General features: G+C 53.8%; 16 protein-coding genes. 15 read left to right on the forward strand and 1 reads right to left on the reverse strand.

The features are described from left to right. Window positions 1–102 precede the first annotated feature (102 nt). Window positions 103–765: a quorum sensing response regulator transcription factor QseB gene (gene qseB, locus HA50_RS20620; protein WP_084878088.1), complete on the forward strand. Its 663-nt coding sequence runs from the start codon at window positions 103–105 to the stop codon at window positions 763–765. Then, window positions 762–2,093, forward strand: a complete 1,332-nt coding sequence (qseC, locus tag HA50_RS20625; RefSeq protein WP_084878090.1) for a quorum sensing histidine kinase QseC — start codon at window positions 762–764, stop codon at window positions 2,091–2,093. The genes qseB and qseC overlap by 4 nt, the downstream gene beginning before the upstream one ends. An 18-nt stretch (window positions 2,094–2,111) precedes the next feature. On the opposite strand, the gene kup is transcribed toward qseC, so the two are convergent. Continuing rightward, window positions 2,112–3,980, reverse strand: a complete 1,869-nt coding sequence (gene kup, locus HA50_RS20630) for a low affinity potassium transporter Kup (protein ID WP_084878093.1) — start codon at window positions 3,978–3,980, stop codon at window positions 2,112–2,114. A 299-nt stretch (window positions 3,981–4,279) separates the two neighbouring features. On the opposite strand from kup, the gene ravA reads away from it, so the two are divergent. From ravA to atpA, 13 genes are all read left to right on the forward strand, one after another. After that, complete coding sequence (gene ravA / locus HA50_RS20635; RefSeq protein ID WP_084878639.1) at window positions 4,280–5,776, forward strand: ATPase RavA; 1,497 nt, start codon at window positions 4,280–4,282, stop codon at window positions 5,774–5,776. Next, window positions 5,773–7,233 (forward strand): ATPase RavA stimulator ViaA, encoded by a 1,461-nt coding sequence (gene viaA / locus HA50_RS20640; protein WP_084878095.1) that lies wholly within the window; start codon window positions 5,773–5,775, stop codon window positions 7,231–7,233. The genes ravA and viaA overlap by 4 nt, the downstream gene beginning before the upstream one ends. A 67-nt stretch (window positions 7,234–7,300) precedes the next feature. After that, the gene (ovoA, locus tag HA50_RS20645; RefSeq protein ID WP_084878097.1) at window positions 7,301–9,424 is read left to right on the forward strand and encodes a 5-histidylcysteine sulfoxide synthase; all 2,124 of its coding nucleotides are present in this window, start codon (window positions 7,301–7,303) and stop codon (window positions 9,422–9,424) included. Between the two features lie 104 nt (window positions 9,425–9,528). Then, window positions 9,529–9,990: a transcriptional regulator AsnC gene (asnC, locus tag HA50_RS20650; protein ID WP_013511092.1), complete on the forward strand. Its 462-nt coding sequence runs from the start codon at window positions 9,529–9,531 to the stop codon at window positions 9,988–9,990. A 155-nt stretch (window positions 9,991–10,145) separates the two neighbouring features. Further along, window positions 10,146–10,586 (forward strand): FMN-binding protein MioC, encoded by a 441-nt coding sequence (mioC, locus tag HA50_RS20655; protein ID WP_084878099.1) that lies wholly within the window; start codon window positions 10,146–10,148, stop codon window positions 10,584–10,586. 440 nt (window positions 10,587–11,026) lie between these two features. Further along, a complete protein-coding gene (gene mnmG, locus HA50_RS20660; RefSeq protein ID WP_084878101.1) occupies window positions 11,027–12,916 on the forward strand; it encodes a tRNA uridine-5-carboxymethylaminomethyl(34) synthesis enzyme MnmG in 1,890 nt (629 codons plus the stop codon). A gap of 47 nt (window positions 12,917–12,963) precedes the next feature. Next, window positions 12,964–13,581 carry a 16S rRNA (guanine(527)-N(7))-methyltransferase RsmG gene (gene rsmG / locus HA50_RS20665; RefSeq protein ID WP_084878103.1) on the forward strand — a complete coding sequence of 206 codons (618 nt, stop codon included), beginning with the start codon at window positions 12,964–12,966 and terminating at the stop codon, window positions 13,579–13,581. A gap of 713 nt (window positions 13,582–14,294) precedes the next feature. Further along, a complete protein-coding gene (gene atpI, locus HA50_RS20670) occupies window positions 14,295–14,675 on the forward strand; it encodes a F0F1 ATP synthase subunit I (protein ID WP_084878105.1) in 381 nt (126 codons plus the stop codon). Window positions 14,676–14,683: 8 nt separating this feature from the next. Continuing rightward, window positions 14,684–15,502 carry a F0F1 ATP synthase subunit A gene (atpB, locus tag HA50_RS20675; RefSeq protein ID WP_013511097.1) on the forward strand — a complete coding sequence of 273 codons (819 nt, stop codon included), beginning with the start codon at window positions 14,684–14,686 and terminating at the stop codon, window positions 15,500–15,502. Window positions 15,503–15,551: 49 nt separating this feature from the next. Next, window positions 15,552–15,791: a F0F1 ATP synthase subunit C gene (atpE, locus tag HA50_RS20680; RefSeq protein ID WP_003849523.1), complete on the forward strand. Its 240-nt coding sequence runs from the start codon at window positions 15,552–15,554 to the stop codon at window positions 15,789–15,791. 107 nt (window positions 15,792–15,898) lie between these two features. Next, on the forward strand, window positions 15,899–16,369 hold the full coding sequence (gene atpF, locus HA50_RS20685) for a F0F1 ATP synthase subunit B (RefSeq protein ID WP_084878108.1): 471 nt from the start codon (window positions 15,899–15,901) through the stop codon (window positions 16,367–16,369). Window positions 16,370–16,383: 14 nt separating this feature from the next. Continuing rightward, window positions 16,384–16,917 (forward strand): F0F1 ATP synthase subunit delta, encoded by a 534-nt coding sequence (atpH, locus tag HA50_RS20690; protein WP_084878110.1) that lies wholly within the window; start codon window positions 16,384–16,386, stop codon window positions 16,915–16,917. A 14-nt stretch (window positions 16,918–16,931) separates the two neighbouring features. Continuing rightward, a complete protein-coding gene (gene atpA, locus HA50_RS20695) occupies window positions 16,932–18,473 on the forward strand; it encodes a F0F1 ATP synthase subunit alpha (RefSeq protein WP_084878112.1) in 1,542 nt (513 codons plus the stop codon). The last annotated feature ends 22 nt before the right edge of the window (window positions 18,474–18,495 follow it).

An 18,495-nucleotide genomic window follows, 5' to 3' on the forward strand; every position in this document is an offset into this window, starting at 1 on the left:
TCAATTAATTAAAATTGGTGAAAAACAGGCAAAATGTCGCCATTTCTCCTGTACATGCGTAACTCTGCTTCGTATAACACCAGCAGGAAAGGAGGGTTTTACATGCGGATTTTATTGATTGAGGACGACGGGATCATTGGTGATGGCCTGAAAGTCGGCCTGACCAAACTCGGTTTTAGTGTGGACTGGTTTGTTTCCGGGGATGCGGGATTTCAGGCGCTGGCATCTGCCCCCTGGGATGCGGTAATTCTTGATTTGTCCCTGCCTGAACGGGATGGACTCGATATTCTGCGCCAGTGGCGTCAGCAGGGTCAGGATGTCCCGGTATTGATCCTGACCGCACGGGATGCGCTCGATCAGCGGGTGCAGGGATTGCAGCTGGGAGCAGATGACTACCTCTGCAAACCTTTTGCCCTGACGGAAGTGGCGGCACGTTTGCAGGCGCTGATTCGCCGTCGGCATGGCCAGTTACAACCCGAATTACGCCACGGCAAGGTAGTGATGTCACCCGCCAGCCATAGCGTGCTGTATGACGGAGATCCGGTCATGCTAAAAAGCCGCGAGCTGGCCCTGCTGGAACTGTTTCTGCGCAATCCTGGCCGGGTGCTGACACGCAGCCAGCTGGAGGAAAAACTGTATAGCTGGGATGACGATGTCTCCAGTAATGCGGTCGAAGTCCACATCCACCATCTGCGCAAAAAACTTGGCAGCCAGTTTATCCGCACCGTGCATGGTGTTGGCTACACGCTGGGAGCGGCAGAATGAGTCTGTTCCTGCGCCTCGCCATCGGCTTTGTCGTGCTGATCATCCTGTGCTGGGGCAGCGCCAGCCTGAGCGCCTGGCACCAGACGCGCGACACCGTTAATGAACTGTTCGATACCCAGCAAATGCTGTTTGCCAAACGCCTGTTGGCACTCGATCCGGCCACGCTGCATGAAGCCACTCTGCCAAAAAACAAAGCGCTCCTGAGTAAGCATCGGGGTAAACAGGATGACGACGCGCTGGCCTTCGCTATTTTTAGTCACGATGGCAAACTCCTGCTGAATGATGGCGAAAACGGTCGCGATTTACAGTTTGATGACCGGCGCGACGGTTTCCGCGATGGGCGTCTGCGGGATGATGATGACAGCTGGCGTCTGCTATGGCTGACTTCTCCGGATCAACGCTATCGTGTGGTAGTGGGTCAGGAGAAGGATTATCGCGATGATATGACGCGCACGTTGGCCCAGAGCAGCATCATGCCATGGTTGTTCGCACTGCCGTTTATGTTGGTATTGTTGCTGGGGTTGGTGTGGTTTGAATTGCGCCCGTTGAAACGCCTCACCCGCTCACTCCACCAGCGTGCCGCCGATGATGCCACGCCGTTGCCGCTTGTGCGGCTGCCGAAAGAAGTTCAACCGCTGGTTCAGGCGTTAAACGGCCTGTTCAACCGCATGGCTGAGATGGTCCAGCGTGAACGCCGTTTTACCTCAGATGCCGCCCACGAGCTGCGCACGCCACTGGCAGCACTACGGGTGCAGAGTGAAGTGATCCAGCTGGCGGATGACGATGAGGCGATGCGCAACCGTGCGCTACAGCAACTGGATGCCGGGATCCTGCGTGCCACCCGGCTGGTGGATCAGCTGCTTACGCTGTCCCGGGTGGAAGCGGACGATCTGCGTAGCGAGTTCCAGCCAGTCGCCCTGGCTCCATTGCTGCAAACCTTGCTGGCCGAGCATTATCCGCAGGCAGAACAGCAAAATATCGAACTTCAGTTACACATGGCCGCCGAGCCGGTGATGAACGGTCATCAGCTGTTGTTGTCATTGATGGTGCGTAATTTGCTGGATAACGCGCTGCGTTATACCCCCGGCGGTAGCCTGGTAGAGGTCAGGCTGGCTGCACGTACCCTCACCATTGACGATAATGGTCCGGGCGTGAGCGATGCGCACTTAGCGCGGTTGGGGGAACGTTTCTGGCGACCTCCCGGACAAACGCAAAACGGCAGTGGGCTGGGCTTATCCATTGTGAAGAATATCGCGCAGCTGCATGGTATTCGCGTGGTATTTAGTCAGCGAGAAGCAGGGGGATTGCGCGTCACGCTCAGCTGGTAAGCGGACGCGCAAAGGGTGTCAGATCTCGACCTGAGTTCCCAGTTCAATCACCCGGTTCGGCGGGATTTCAAACTGATCCGGCGCGCGCAGCGCATTGCGTTGTAGCGCGAGGAACAGCTTACCGCGCAGACGCAGATACCACGGTCGGTCGCCAATAATCAGCGACTCATGCGACATAAAGAACGAGGTTTCCATCATGCGGCAGTTCAGGCCTTCCAGCCCGCAGCGGTGGAAAATCTCTTCCACATTCGGCGTTTCACGCCAGCCATAACTGGCGACCACACGCCAGAAAGTCGGTGACAGCTGTTCAATCGTCACCCGTCGCACGTTATGCACATAAGGCGCATCTTCGGTACGCAGCGTCAGCAGCACCACACGTTCATGCAACACTTTGTTGTGCTTGAGGTTATGCAGCATGGCAAACGGGATGACGTTTAACGCACGCGACATATACACCGCGGTGCCCGGCACACGCACCGGCGGTGATTTTTCCAGTGAAGCAATCATCGCTTCGAGAGAATTGCCGTGTTCATGCATACGGCGCAGCAGGCGGAAACGCTCGCTTTTCCAGGTGGTCATGACGATAAACATCACCAGCGCCAGGGAGAGCGGCAGCCAGCCGCCGGAGAAGATTTTCACCAGGTTGGCGGAGAACAGCGACACATCGATACACAGCAACGAAACCAGAATGAAACTGACCAGAATTTTATTCCAGTGCCAGTTTTTGATCGCCACGGTGCAGGACAAAATGGTGGTCAGCACCATGGTGCCCGTTACCGCGATACCGTACGCTGCCGCCAGATTGCTGGAATGTTCAAAGCTGACGATGACAATCAGCACGGCGAAATAGAGCAGCCAGTTGATCACCGGAACGTAGATCTGGCCGGACTCCATCTCAGAGGTATGAATAATACGCATCGGGGGCAGATAGCCCAGACGCACTGCCTGACGCGTCAGCGAGAACACGCCGGAAATAACCGCCTGCGAAGCAATCACCGTCGCCAGCGTGGCGAGGATCAACAGCGGAATGAGCGCCCAGTCCGGGGCCAGCAGGAAGAAGGGGTTTTTGATGGCTTCAGGATGAGACAGCAGCAGCGCGCCCTGGCCAAAGTAATTTAGCACCAACGACGGCAGCACCACCGCGAACCATGCCACGCGAATCGGCAACTTACCGAAGTGCCCCATATCGGCATACAACGCCTCCACACCGGTGATCGACAGCACCACAGCGCCCAGCGCAAAGAAGGAGACAGTTTTGTAATGCACAAAGAAGTACACCGCATGCGACGGGTTAAGCGCCTGCAACACTTCCGGGTTTTTGATGATGCTATCCGCACCGAGTACCGCCAGCACGATAAACCACAGCAGCATCACCGGGGCAAACAGTTTGCCAACAATACCGGTACCGTGTTTCTGGATGATAAATAGCAGGGTTAATACGGTAATCGACAGCGGAACAATCCAGGGATCGAGCGAAGGAGCGGCAATTTCCAGGCCTTCAATCGCCGACATCACCGAGATAGCCGGGGTGATGACCACTTCACCATAGAAGAAGCTGCCACCAATTAACCCCATAATCACCAGAATCGCCGTGGCTCTGGCACCGGTATTACGTCCCGCCAGTGACATGAGCGTCAGAATCCCACCTTCACCGGCGTTATCCGCACGCATCACGTAGCTGATGTATTTCAGCGACACCACCAAAATTAGCAGCCAGAAAATCAGGGAAAGAAAGCCAAATACCGCTTCGCGTTCCACACCAAAGCCAAACTGGCCGGAGAGACATTCACGTAAGGTATAAAGCGGGCTGGTACCAATATCGCCATACACCACGCCGATGGCGGCCAGCGTGACTGCGCCTAGGGACTGCTTGTTTTCCGAGCTCATAGAGTTATCTTTTGTTGGAGTCGATCAGGCGGTTTGCCGACCGCTCTGGCCATCAAAAAGCGCACAGTATGCACATATTCCCAAAAAAACCTACCCTTACTAACATACAACATGGCGTCAGCAACGCGTTTTTTCGCTGCAAAATCCGGCAAAAAGAGGCCGGAACAGGCGAGTGGCCTCGCCTCAACCTTCTGAAACAAAAAAGCTGACGGCTATCAACGCTTTCACGCATGATAATCAGTAGAGTAATGCGCTCGCCAGAATGCGTGGCACAGGATCAGAAGGACAATGATGTGATTATGGCTCAACCCCATCTTTTGGCAGAAAGAATTTCTCGCCTGAGCAACGCTTTAGAAAAAGGGTTGTATGAACGGCATCATGCGATCCGCCTCTGCCTGCTGGCGGCACTGAGTGGCGAAAGCGTCTTTTTGCTGGGTCCGCCAGGCATCGCCAAAAGCCTGATTGCCCGCCGCCTGAAGTACGCTTTCCAGCATGCCCGCGCGTTTGAATACCTGATGACGCGTTTCTCCACTCCCGAAGAAGTTTTTGGTCCTCTTTCCATTCAGGCGTTAAAAGATGAAGGTCGCTATCAGCGCCTGACCAAAGGTTATCTGCCGGACGCCGAAATCGTCTTTCTGGATGAGATCTGGAAAGCTGGCCCGGCGATTCTTAATACCCTGCTCACTGCCATTAATGAACGTCGCTTCCGCAATGGTGATAGCGAAGAAAAAATCCCGATGCGCCTGCTGGTCACCGCCTCCAACGAACTGCCGGAAGCCGACAGCGGGCTGGAAGCTTTGTATGACCGCATGCTGATTCGCCTGTGGCTCGATAACGTGCACGAGAAACAGAACTTCCGCAGCATGCTGACCCACCAGCAGGATGAAAACGTCAATCCGGTGGCTGATTCACTGTGTATCACGGATGAAGAGTATCAGCAGTGGCAACAAGGCATCAGCCAGGTGAGCCTGCCAGACCATGTGTTTGAACTGATTTATCAGTTGCGTCAGCAGCTGGAAAACCTGGCCGATGCACCTTATATCTCCGATCGCCGCTGGAAAAAAGCCATCCATCTGTTGCAGGCCAGCGCCTTCTACAGTGGCCGTGTGTCGATTGCCCCGCTGGATCTGATCCTGCTAAAAGATTGTCTGTGGCACGACGTGACCTCGATGAAACTACTGGATCGTGAAATCGATGCGCTGATGACGCAGCATGCCTGGCAACAACAACCGATGCTGATGAAACTCCAGCAGATCAAAGCGCGTCGGCTGGCGCTGCAACAGCAGCAAAGCGTGGCGCAGGCACTGACGCTGGAAAAGCACAGCGGCATGTTTAGCCGTAAACCTCATTACGAGTTGCCTGCCTCGCTCAGCGACGAACAGCTGACGCTGATGTTGCAACAGCCGCTGATGCTGCATGACATGCAGGTCAGCCATGTGTTGATCAGCCGTGAAGCGCTGAATCAGTGGTTACTGAAAGGCGGCGAAATCCGTGGCAAGCTCAACGGCATCGGTTTTGCGCAGAGCCTCGATTTGCTGGTGGATGCGCAACATTGCCTGACGTTACGTGACGTGAGCCTGCAGGCAACGCGTCTGACGCTGCCCGGTGCCAGTACCAGCAATGAAATGCCGCAGGAAATCATTGATGAGTTTGATGCGCTGGATAACCAGCTGCGCGCTCAGCGCACGTTGTTCAGCCAGCATCAGCGCTGTCTGTTTATCAGCGACGACTGGCTGGCACGCATTGAAACCAGCCTGCAGGATGTGGCGGAACAGCTGAAACAGGCGCGTAAATGATCTCGCTGGAGACGCTGAGCACCCTGCTGTCGATTGGTGAAACCGAGCTGATCGAAGAGTTAATTCTGGCTTTGCTCGCGTCGCCGCAGCTGGCGATGTTTTTTGAGAAATTCCCCCGCCTGAAACAGGCAATGATGCGTGACCTGCCGCGCTGGCGCTCTGAAATCGCTGAACAGATGAAAACCACCGCGGTGCCAGAGGCGCTGGGGCAGGAGTTTCAGCTGTTCCAGCAGGCGCAACTGCTGAACCCGCATGAATTCAGCCAGCAGCTACCCGCCATCATGACGCAGCTGAAAAGCCTGCCGTCACCCTTTATTGAAGAAGCCAGCAAACTGCTGCTGCATACCGATAGCAACCAGCTAAGCAACGCGCAGCACACCCTGTTTCTGCAACGCTGGCGGCTTAGCCTGACACTGCAAACCCTGACGCTAAATCAACAATTGCTGGAGCAACAGCGCGAGCGCCTGATGGCGGAGCTGCAACAACGCATGGCGCTGAGTGGACAACTGGCTCCGATCCTCACTGATGATGATGAAGCTGCTGCCGGACGTTTGTGGGATATGAGCAAAGCGCCGTTGCAGCATGGTGATTATGAGTTAATCGTGCAGTACGGCGATTTTCTTGCTCAGCAGCCGGAGTTGATGAAGCTGGCGCAACAGCTGGGGCGCAGCCGTGAAGCAAAGGCAGTGCCGTCGCAGGATGCGCCACTGGAGGAGTTTCATCAACTGGTACGCGAACCCGATAACGTGCCGGAAGAAGTCAGCGGCATTCATCAGAGCGATGATGTACTGCGCCTGTTGCCGCCCGAACTGGCCACGCTGAGCATTAGCGAGCTGGAGCTGGAGTTTTATCGCCGCCTGGTCGAGAAGCGTCTGCTGACCTATCGCCTGCAGGGTGAAGCCTGGCATGAAAAAGTCAGCCTGCGACCGGTCAGCCACCAGCAGCACGAAGAACAACCGCGTGGCCCCTTTATCGTCTGCGTCGATACCTCAGGTTCCATGGGCGGTTTTAATGAACGCTGTGCCAAAGCCTTTTGTCTGGCATTGCTGAAAGTCGCGCTGGCAGACAAACGCCGTTGCTACATCATGCTGTTCGCCCATGAAGTGATTGGCTATGAACTAACTGCCGATAACGGCATCGAACAGGCGATACGTTTTCTCAGCCAGCGTTTTCGCGGCGGCACCGATTTGGCTGCCTGTCTGGCGGCAGTGGTGGCGCGTATGGAAGGCAGCCTGTGGCAGGAAGCCGATGCAGTGATCGTTTCCGATTTTATCGCGCAGCGTTTACCGGAAGAAATTGTTAACGCCGTCAAACAACGCCAGCGCCATAATCAGCAACGTTTTCATGCTGTGGCGATGTCCGCGCACGGCAAGCCCGGTATTCTGCGTATTTTCAATCATATCTGGCGCTTTGACACCGGCCTGAAAAGCCGCCTGCTGCGGCGCTGGAAGCGTTAAGTCATCTGGCGGAAATGCTTATTTGCTATAGTGATAAGTTCTCACATTGAGCAAACTGGAGCACACCGTGACCACCGCCCTGCCAACACCAACCCGCACGCTGCGGCTCTCCGGCCAGAATTCACAACAAAAACGCGCCGAGCTGCTGACCTACTTCCAGCAAACCTGGAACCTGTATGAAAGCCTGTTCGATTGTCTTGCCGACGATCGTGCCTATTTCAATAAAGCTATTTCACTGCGTCATCCGCTGATCTTCTATTTTGGCCACACTGCCACCTTCTACATTAATAAGCTGATGGCGGGGGGGTATCTTGATCAGCGCGTCGACGATCGTATTGAAGCGATGATGGCGATCGGCGTGGATGAAATGAGCTGGGACGATCTCGACGACAGCCATTACGCCTGGCCGACCGTGGCGGAAGTGCGCGACTATCGCGGCAAGGTCAAAAGCCTGGTCAGCGAATTTATCCAGACCATGCCGCTGGAACTCCCTGTCAACTGGGATAGCCCGGCATGGGTGATTCTGATGGGTATCGAACATGAGCGCATTCATCTGGAAACCTCCAGCGTGCTGATGCGCCAGTTGCCAATCGAGTGGGTAAAACCGCAGCCGCACTGGCCGGTATGCCCGCAGGCACGGCACGATCGTAGTCAGGTGCCAGCTAACTCCTTGATTGCGATGCCCGGTGGCCGTGTGCAACAGGGCAAAACCGACGATACCTACGGCTGGGATAACGAATATGGCAGCAAGACAACTGAGCTAAAACCGTTCAAAGCCAGCAGGATGCTGGTCAGCAACGCGGAATTTTTCACCTTCGTCGCTGCGGGTGGTTACCAGCAAAAACGCTGGTGGGATGACGAAGGCTGGGGCTGGCGCGAGTTTTCCAGCGCACAGATGCCCAGCTTCTGGGTGGGTGATATTCAGCAACCCGATCAGCTAAAACTGCGGCTGATGACCGAAGAAGTTCCGATGCCATGGGACTGGCCCGCTGAGGTTAATCAGCTGGAAGCCGCGGCGTTTTGTCGCTGGCTGGCGGAAGAAACCGGCAAAGCCATCCAGCTCCCCTGTGAAGCTGAGTGGATGCAGCTGCGTGAATTAGTCAGTGGCGATCAGCCTGACTGGATCGAAGCACCAGGTAATATCAATCTGGCGCACTGGGCGTCTTCCTGCCCGGTCGATCGCTGCAACCAGGGCGAGTTTTTCGATATCGTCGGTAACGTCTGGCAATGGACCACCACGCCTATCAACGGTTTTGAAGGCTTTAAGGTGCACCCGCTATACGATGACTTCTCCACCCCAACCTTTGATGGCAAACATGCGTTAATCAAAGGCGGCAGCTGGATTTCTACCGGTAATGAAGCGCTAAAATCTTCACGCTATGCCTTCCGACGTCACTTCTTCCAGCACGCCGGTTTCCGTTATGTGGTTTCCTCACATGAAGAAACGATGGCGCTGAATCCGTATGAAACCGACAGCATGGTGTCGCAGTACCTCGATTTCCAGTACGGGCCATGCTATTACGGCGTGCCTAATTATGCGGAACATCTGGTCACGCTGCTGTTGCCGCACTGCACACAGCGTGGACAGGCGCTGGATATCGGTTGTGCCACCGGTCGCGCCAGCTTTGAACTGGCACGCCACTTCGAGCAGGTAGTCGGCATGGATTACTCGGCACGCTTTATTGATGTGGCGCTGCAACTGACCTCCGGAGAGGATTTCCGCTATGTGGTGCCGGAGGAGGGTGAGCTGGTGGAGTATCGCCAGGTGCGCCTGAAAGAGTTTGGTCTGTCTGATGAACAGGCGCAGCGCATTCAGTTCGTGCAGGGCGATGCCTGTAACCTGAAGCCGCAGCCGAATCGCTACGATTTGGTACTGGCATCAAATCTGATCGATCGCCTGCGCCAGCCAAAACGCTTCCTGCAGGATATCGCGCCGATGATTCGCTCAGGCGGCCTGTTGGTGTTGTCATCGCCTTATACCTGGCTGGAAGATTTCACGCCGAAGGAAAACTGGCTGGGTGGCGTGCGGGAAAACGGCGAAGCGCTGACGACCTATCAGGCGCTGCAACGTTTACTGCGTGACGAATTTGAAGAGATCGCAGCACCGCAGGATGTGCCTTTCGTCATTCGTGAGACGGCGCGTAAGTTCCAGCACACGCTGGCACAGGTCACCTTGTGGCGTAAGCGTTAAAAGCGTGCAGACAACGGCAGCCCCGTTGTCTGCGCCTTGCCTGCTCCGCCATTTTGCTGCACATTCTCCTCTGTTCACTGAAGACGAGTTTAAGAGGGAAGGAAATGGCGGAACATGTGCAGCTGGATAACCTGGATCGCGGCATTTTAAATGCGTTGCTGGAGAATGCCCGCACCGCTTATGCCGAGCTGGCCAAACAGTTCAATGTCAGTCCTGGCACGATCCACGTACGTGTTGAGAAGATGCGTCAGGCTGGCATCATTCTCGGTACCAGAGTCGAGATCGATCCGCGCCAGCTGGGTTTTGACGTCTGTTGCTTCATTGGCATTATCCTGAAAAGCGCCCGTGACTATCCCGCCGCGCTCAGCAAGCTGGAAGCGCTGGATGAAGTGGTCGAGGCCTGGTACACCACCGGTCACTACAGCATCTTTATTAAGGTCATGTGCCGTTCCATTGATGCCCTGCAACAGGTGCTGATCAACAAGATCCAGACCATTGACGAAATTCAGTCCACCGAAACCCTGATCTCCCTGCAAAACCCGATCATGCGTACCATCAAACCCTGATCCCTTCCTTTCCTGTGCACAAACTTATCCCAGGCAGATCTCACCTGGGATGCAGCCTGGCAGCCCGTGCTTTTCGTTATTAACCCTGTTTTCCACAGGTGGATCACGGCTTGATCACAGCGTACAATGCTCGCCTTTGAGTTCCGGAGAGCATCATGGCCGATATCACGTTAATCACTGGCAGTACCCTGGGCAGCGCCGAATATGTCGCCGAACATCTGGAAGAAAAACTCCAGGATGCGGGCTTCTCTACCACGGTGCTGCATGGACCGGAGCTGGATGAAGTGCCACAGGAAGGTATCTGGCTGATTGTGACCTCGACGCACGGCGCGGGTGAGCTGCCTGATAACCTGCTGCCATTCTATGAAGCATTAAAAGAGACTCAACCGGATCTCTCCGCCGTTCGTTTTGGCGCAGTAGGCATTGGCAACCACGAATACGATCTGTTTTGTGGCGCGATCAGGCTGCTGGAGGATCAACTGAACCAGCTGGGAGCCAAACGTATTGGCGATCGCCTGGAGATCGACGTGCTGGAGCATGAGATTCCGGAAGATCCGGCCGAAGTGTGGCTGGCAAGCTGGAAAACACAGTTATAAGGTGATCCTGGCCGGTTGGGGATCGTGAAATCGGGGCGATCCCCAGAGTTTTCCGCTGTTTTAGGATTTTTATTTCCCGATCTCCTGTGGATAACATAGTCTGAATCATGCGTATAACCGGTAGTTATCCCAAGAACAACCGATGATGCTTTTCTTAGCTGTGGATAACAAGGCATTTTGATCTCAGCTTATACGGATCAGGATCACCGATCATTAACAGCAAATGATCCAGACCAAGATGCTGTTGCTTAAGTGCTTTTTCAGGTTATCAACAGCAAGGGGCGATTCTAATAAGAGATCTAACAGGAAGATCATCCAAAGAATAAAGATCCTTTCTTTTAAACCTCAGGATCCCGCGACTTTCACCGCAGACAGAATTTCAGTAGAATCCACCGCCCAGGGCAATGATCCCTGTCCGAACATTAACGAGGTACCACTTCATGTTTTATCCAGATCCTTTTGACGTCATCGTAATTGGTGGTGGTCATGCGGGCACAGAGGCCGCGATGGCAGCTGCCCGAATGGGTCAACAAACCCTGTTACTCACCCATGACATTGATAAGCTGGGACAAATGTCCTGCAACCCGGCAATCGGTGGTATCGGCAAAGGACACCTAGTGAAGGAAGTGGATGCCCTCGGCGGTTTGATGGCAACGGCAATCGACAAAGCGGGTATCCAGTTTAGGATACTAAACGCGAGCAAAGGCCCGGCCGTGCGTGCGACCCGTGCACAGGCTGACCGTGTGCTGTATCGTCAGGCAGTGCGTTCTGCGCTGGAGAATCAGCCGAACCTGATGATCTTCCAGCAGGCGGTTGATGATCTGATTGTGGAAAACGATCGTGTCGTCGGCGCTGTAACGCAGATGGGTTTGAAATTCCGTGCCAAAACAGTAGTGCTGACTGTCGGGACCTTCCTCGATGGTAAAATTCATATCGGGATGGATAACTACAGCGGTGGTCGCGCAGGCGATCCGCCATCGATCCCATTATCAAAACGCCTGCGCGCGCTGCCGCTGCGGGTTGGCCGTCTGAAGACCGGTACTCCGCCGCGTATTGACGCGCGCACCATTGACTTCACCCAGCTGTCACCGCAGCACGGCGATGACCCAATGCCGGTGTTTTCATTCATGGGCAATGTCAGCCAGCACCCACAACAGGTGCCGTGCTGGATCACCCATACCAATGAACAAACCCATGATGTGATCCGCAACAACCTCGATCGCAGCCCGATGTATGCCGGGATTATCGAAGGGATCGGCCCGCGTTATTGCCCGTCGATCGAAGATAAAGTGATGCGCTTTGCCGATCGTAACTCGCATCAGATCTTCCTTGAACCGGAAGGGCTGACCAGCAACGAAATCTATCCGAACGGAATTTCCACCAGTCTGCCATTTGATGTGCAGATGCAAATCGTCCGTTCGATGAAGGGCCTGGAAAACGCGAAGATTGTGCGTCCGGGTTATGCCATCGAGTATGACTTTTTCGACCCGCGTGACCTGAAACTGACGCTGGAGAGCAAATATATCCAGGGTCTGTTCTTCGCGGGCCAGATCAACGGCACCACCGGCTATGAAGAAGCGGCGGCCCAGGGTCTGCTGGCCGGTCTGAACGCGGCTCGTCAATCCGCCGATAAAGAAGGCTGGGCGCCGCGTCGCGATCAGGCTTACATGGGTGTGCTGGTTGATGACCTGTGCACACTGGGTACCAAAGAACCGTACCGCATGTTTACCTCACGCGCGGAATATCGTCTGATGCTGCGCGAAGACAACGCGGATTTGCGTCTGACTGAAACCGGTCGCGAGCTGGGTCTGGTGGATGATGCGCGTTGGGCGCGTTACAACCAGAAACTGGAAGCCATTGAGCTGGAACGTCAACGTCTGCGCGATTTGTGGGTGCATCCAAAATCGGACAACGTAGCGGAAGTGAACAGCATCACCAGTTCGCCGCTGACCAAAGAAGCCAGTGGTGAAGATTTGCTGCGTCGTCCGGAAATGACCTATGCGTTGCTGACCTCGCTGAACAGCTATGGCCCGGCGCTGGCCGATGAACAGGCTGCAGAGCAGGTCGAAATCCAGGTGAAATACGAAGGTTACATTGCGCGTCAGCAGGAAGAGATCGATCGCCAGCAGCGCAATGAAAACACCTTGTTGCCTGCGACGCTTGATTACCGTCAGGTCTCGGGTCTGTCGAATGAAGTGATTGCTAAACTCAACGATCACAAACCCAGCTCGATTGGCCAGGCGTCACGCATTTCTGGCATTACGCCAGCTGCCATCTCCATTTTGCTGATTTACCTGAAAAAACAGGGCCTGCTGCGTAAAAGCGCCTGATTGATCACGGGGCGGGCCTGCTCGCCCCCGTTAATGGAATTCTCGTCGTGATTAACAAACTCTCCGCGCTGCTGAAAGCGGCAAACATTTCTCTCTCCGATCAACAAAAACAACAGCTGGTTGGTTATGTTGAGTTGCTGCATAAATGGAATAAAGCCTACAACCTGACATCCGTACGCGATCCGCAGCAGATGCTGGTGCGCCATATTCTCGATAGCATCGTGGTGGAGCCGCATTTACAGGGCGATCGCTTTATTGATGTGGGGACCGGACCGGGATTACCGGGTATTCCACTGGCGATTGTGCGTCCACAGGCGCATTTCACGCTGCTGGATAGCCTCGGCAAGCGTGTTCGTTTCCTGCGTCAGGTGCAACATGAGTTAGGGCTCACTAACGTTACGCCGGTGCAGAGTCGTGTCGAAGAGTTTCCGGCGGAGCCGCCATTTGATGGGGTGATCAGCCGTGCTTTCGCTTCGCTTGAGGATATGGTGAACTGGTGCCATCATCTTCCTTCGGCGCAGGGACACTTCTATGCCCTGAAAGGCGTGCGCCCGGATGATGAAATAAACACCTTACCGGCGGGCTTTGTGGTGCAGCAGGTTTATCCATTACAGGTACCTGAGCTGGATGGGGAACGTCATCTGGTGGTGATCGCCCGTCAATAGCCCCGAAAATGGTATGGATTAAGACCAATCTATACCATTTGAGTTACCTGATGGGGTGGATAAAAAAGCAGCAATCGAACGATAGACGATAAAGAGATTTATTCAGCAGGGCAGGGGAAGCGAGTTAACATTCCTGGCGGAAATTATCCGAAAAGCTCTGTTACATTTAACGTTTAATTCACATTTCATTATCAGTTAGATCACTTCTCTGGGTGTATTTACGTGAAAGAATAGTCACGCCAGAAAATATAACTCTGCAATAAATCGGCGTGCGTAATATCAGTTTTGCGATTTTATTACGCTGTGAGATGTCAATAGAGTGTTTTTATCGTTAATCCAGTCGATGTGACCTGATTATAATTTTATCTTTCTGATAAATGGACTTTTTTGTCCAATCTGAAATGGATGTTTCTATGTTCAAAACAAAATCACATCATGTCCATATGCTTATAATGTGATCTGAAGCACGCTTTAAAAGCAAGTGGCAGGCGCAATTTCACCTCATGAAACCATCATTCTTTGATGTGAATCTTTTGAGAAATAGCCCTCCGGAAAGAAATTTAAATAATTGTTCACCTTTTCGCTACTTAGCGATTGAAATCGCAGGTGCGGCCCGTATAATTTGCACGGCTTTTGCTGCTTGACTCAAATGAGTAAAGGCAGTCTTATACGACACGCGACATACCCCATTCGGGGCAGGAGAGTTCAGCACCATGTCAGTGTCTCTTTACAGTGTAAAATTAGCCCGAACCGTGCTGCTTTTTCAGCTGGTGACATTTGTCGTAATCGGTGCGTTGTTTGCCCTGAAAGATGTTATCTGGGGTGCCTCCGCCATCGCGGGTGGGCTGGCAGCCTGGCTGCCGAATGTGTTGTTTATGTTTTTAGCCTGGCGCCTGCAGGGGCAAACACCGGCCAAAGGGCGTGTAGCCTGGAGCTTCGCCTTCGGTGAAGTGTTAAAGGTGTTCGCCACCATTATTTTTCTCATTGTGGCGTTGGGTGTGTTTGGGGCGGTCTTCTGGCCAGTCGCAATCACCTGGTTATCGGTGCTGGTGGTGCAGATCGTCGCACCGGCTGTAATTAACAACAAAGGGTAAGAGGCATCATGGCTGCAGGAGAAATCTCTACTCCGCAAGAATACATAGGTCACCACCTGAATAACCTTCAGCTGGACCTGCGTACTTTCGAGTTAGTGAATCCGCACGACGCTCCCGCGACGTTCTGGGTATTAAATATCGATTCCATGTTTTTCTCTCTGGTGCTGGGACTTATCTTCCTGGTGTTGTTCCGTAAAGTGGCCAAAAGCGCCACCAGCGGTGTGCCAGGGAAATTACAAGCGGCTATCGAATTGGTTGTCGGTTTCGTTGATAACAACGTACGCGACATGTACCACGGTAAAAGCAAACTTATCGCCCCGCTGGCTCTGACGATTTTCGTCTGGGTCTTCCTGATGAACTTCATGGATCTGCTGCCTATCGACCTGCTGCCGTTTATCGGTGAGCACTATTTAGGCCTGCCGGCGCTGCGCGTCGTGCCGTCTGCGGACGTGAACATCACGCTGTCTATGGCGCTGGGCGTATTTATTTTGATTCTGTTCTACAGCATCAAAATGAAAGGTGTAGGTGGCTTCGCCAAAGAGCTGACGCTGCAGCCTTTTAATCACCCGATCTTCATCCCCATCAACCTGATTCTTGAAGGTGTTAGCCTGCTGTCCAAACCGGTTTCACTCGGTCTGCGACTGTTCGGCAACATGTATGCGGGTGAGCTGATCTTTATCCTGATTGCCGGTCTGCTGCCGTGGTGGTCGCAATGGGTGTTGAATGTGCCGTGGGCCATTTTCCACATCCTGATCATTTCGCTGCAGGCTTTCATTTTCATGGTCCTCACGATCGTCTATCTGTCGATGGCATCTGAAGAACATTGATTTTTATCTCAACTACTTAGCTTTTAACTGAAACAAACTGGAGACTGTCATGGAAAACCTGAATATGGATCTGCTGTACATGGCTGCCGCTGTGATGATGGGCCTGGCGGCAATCGGTGCTGCGATCGGTATCGGCATCCTCGGTGGAAAATTCCTGGAAGGCGCAGCGCGTCAGCCGGACCTGATTCCTCTGCTGCGCACGCAGTTCTTTGTTGTAATGGGTCTGGTGGATGCAATCCCGATGATCGCTGTTGGTCTGGGTCTCTACGTGATGTTCGCTGTCGCCTAAGCCTGATAGCCTTTGTTTCTCATGACACCCGGTGTGGTGAGAAACGGATTCTGCCGCTTATCATTGATAACGGCAGAGCAAGTTAACTTAATAAGAGGCATTGTGCTGTGAACATTAATGCAACAATCCTCGGCCAGGCCATCGCGTTCATCCTGTTTGTCGCGTTCTGCATGAAGTACGTATGGCCGCCGATTATGGCTGCCATCGAAAAGCGCCAGAAAGAAATTGCTGATGGCCTTGCTTCTGCTGAACGCGCGAAGAAAGATTTGGATCTCGCGCAGGCCAATGCGACCGACCAGCTGAAAAAAGCCAAAGAAGAAGCCCAGGTCATTATCGAGCAGGCGAACAAACGCCGTGCACAGATTCTGGACGAAGTGAAAACTGAAGCTGAGACTGAACGTAACCGCATCGTGGCGCAGGCGCAGGCAGAAATCGAAGCCGAGCGTTCACGTGTCCGCGAAGAGCTGCGTAAGCAAGTCGCGTTGCTGGCATTAGCTGGCGCCGAGAAGATCATCGAACGTTCCGTAGATGAAGCTGCTAACAGCGACATCGTTGATAAACTGGTCGCTGAACTGTAAGGAGGGAGGGGCTGATGTCTGAACTGATTACTGTAGCTCGCCCCTACGCCAAAGCAGCTTTTGACTTTGCTGTTGAGCATCAAAGTATCGAGCGCTGGCAAAACATGCTGGCGTTTGCCGCAGAAGTGGCTGGCAACGAACAGATGGCAGATCTTCTTTCCGGTGCCTTAGCACCGGAAGCCTTATCTGCTTCTTTCATCGCAGTCTGTGGTGATCAACTGGATGAATACGCTCAGAACCTGATTAAGGTGATGGCGGAAAACGGACGTTTGACAGCGCTTCCAGATGTACTGGAACAGTTCATTCAACTGCGTGACGCGCACGAAGCGACGGCCGAAGTTGATGTGATTTCTGCCAGTACGCTGAGCGACGGCCAGCTGACGAAAATCAGCGCCGCGATGGAAAAACGTCTGTCACGCAAAGTTAAGCTGAATTGCAAAATTGATAAGTCTGTAATGGCAGGCGTGGTCATCCGTGCGGGTGATCTGGTGATTGATGGCAGCGTTCGCGGCCGTCTTGAGCGTCTGGCAGACGCCTTGCAGTCTTAAGGGGACTGGAGCATATGCAACTGAATTCCACCGAAATCAGCGAACTGATCAAGCAGCGCATTGCTCAGTTCAATGTCGTGAGCGAAGCTCACAATGAAGGTACTATTGTTTCTGTAAGTGACGGTATCATCCGCGTACACGGCCTGGCCGATGTAATGCAGGGTGAGATGATTGCCCTGCCGGGTAACCGTTACGCTATCGCCCTGAACCTCGAGCGTGACTCTGTAGGTGCGGTGGTGATGGGTCCGTACGCTGACCTCGCCGAAGGCATGAAGGTTAAGTGTACTGGCCGTATTCTGGAAGTGCCGGTTGGACGTGGCCTGCTGGGTCGCGTTGTGAACACCCTGGGTGCTCCAATCGACGGTAAAGGCGCAATCGAAAACGACGGCTTCTCGCCGGTTGAAGTGATTGCTCCGGGCGTTATCGATCGTCAGTCTGTTGATGAGCCAGTTCAGACTGGTTACAAATCTGTCGATGCGATGATTCCAATCGGCCGTGGCCAGCGTGAGCTGATCATCGGTGACCGTCAGACCGGTAAAACGGCGATGGCTATCGACGCCATCATCAACCAGCGCGATTCAGGCATCAAATGCGTGTACGTTGCGATCGGTCAGAAAGCTTCTACCATCTCTAACGTGGTACGTAAGCTGGAAGAACACGGTGCACTGGCTAACACCATCGTGGTTGTGGCTTCTGCTTCTGAATCTGCTGCACTGCAATACCTGGCACCGTATGCCGGTTGCGCAATGGGCGAATACTTCCGTGACCGTGGTGAAGATGCGCTGATCGTATACGATGACCTGTCTAAGCAGGCTGTTGCTTACCGTCAGATTTCTCTGCTGCTCCGTCGTCCGCCGGGTCGTGAAGCGTTCCCTGGCGACGTGTTCTACCTCCACTCTCGTCTGCTGGAGCGTGCATCACGCGTTACCGCTGATTACGTTGAGCGTTTCACCAATGGTGAAGTGAAAGGTAAGACCGGTTCTCTGACTGCACTGCCGATCATCGAAACCCAGGCGGGTGACGTTTCTGCGTTCGTTCCGACCAACGTGATTTCAATCACCGATGGTCAGATCTTCCTGGAATCTAACCTGTTCAACTCCGGTATTCGTCCGGCAGTTAACCCAGGGATCTCAGTATCTCGTGTGGGTGGTGCAGCGCAGACCAAGATCATCAAGAAACTGTCCGGTGGTATCCGTACCGCTCTGGCACAGTATCGTGAACTGGCGGCGTTCTCTCAGTTCGCTTCTGATCTGGACGATGCAACCCGTAAACAGCTGAGCCACGGTCAGAAAGTGACCGAGCTGCTGAAACAGAAACAGTATGCGCCGATGTCAATCGCGCAGCAGGGTCTGGTGCTGTTTGCTGCAGAGCGTGGCTTCCTGAACGACGTTGAGCTGGCAAAAATTGGTAGCTTCGAAGCAGCGCTGCTGGCGTTTGCAGACCGCGACCACGCCGAGCTGATGGCTGAAATCAACCAGTCTGGTAACTTCAACAACGAAATCGAAGAGAAGCTGAAAGGCCTCCTTGAAACGTTTAAAGCAACCCAGTCCTGGTAATGTCTGGCGGCTTGTCTGAAAA

This window comes from Pantoea cypripedii, assembly GCF_002095535.1.
Classification (GTDB): Bacteria; Pseudomonadota; Gammaproteobacteria; order Enterobacterales; family Enterobacteriaceae; genus Pantoea; species Pantoea cypripedii.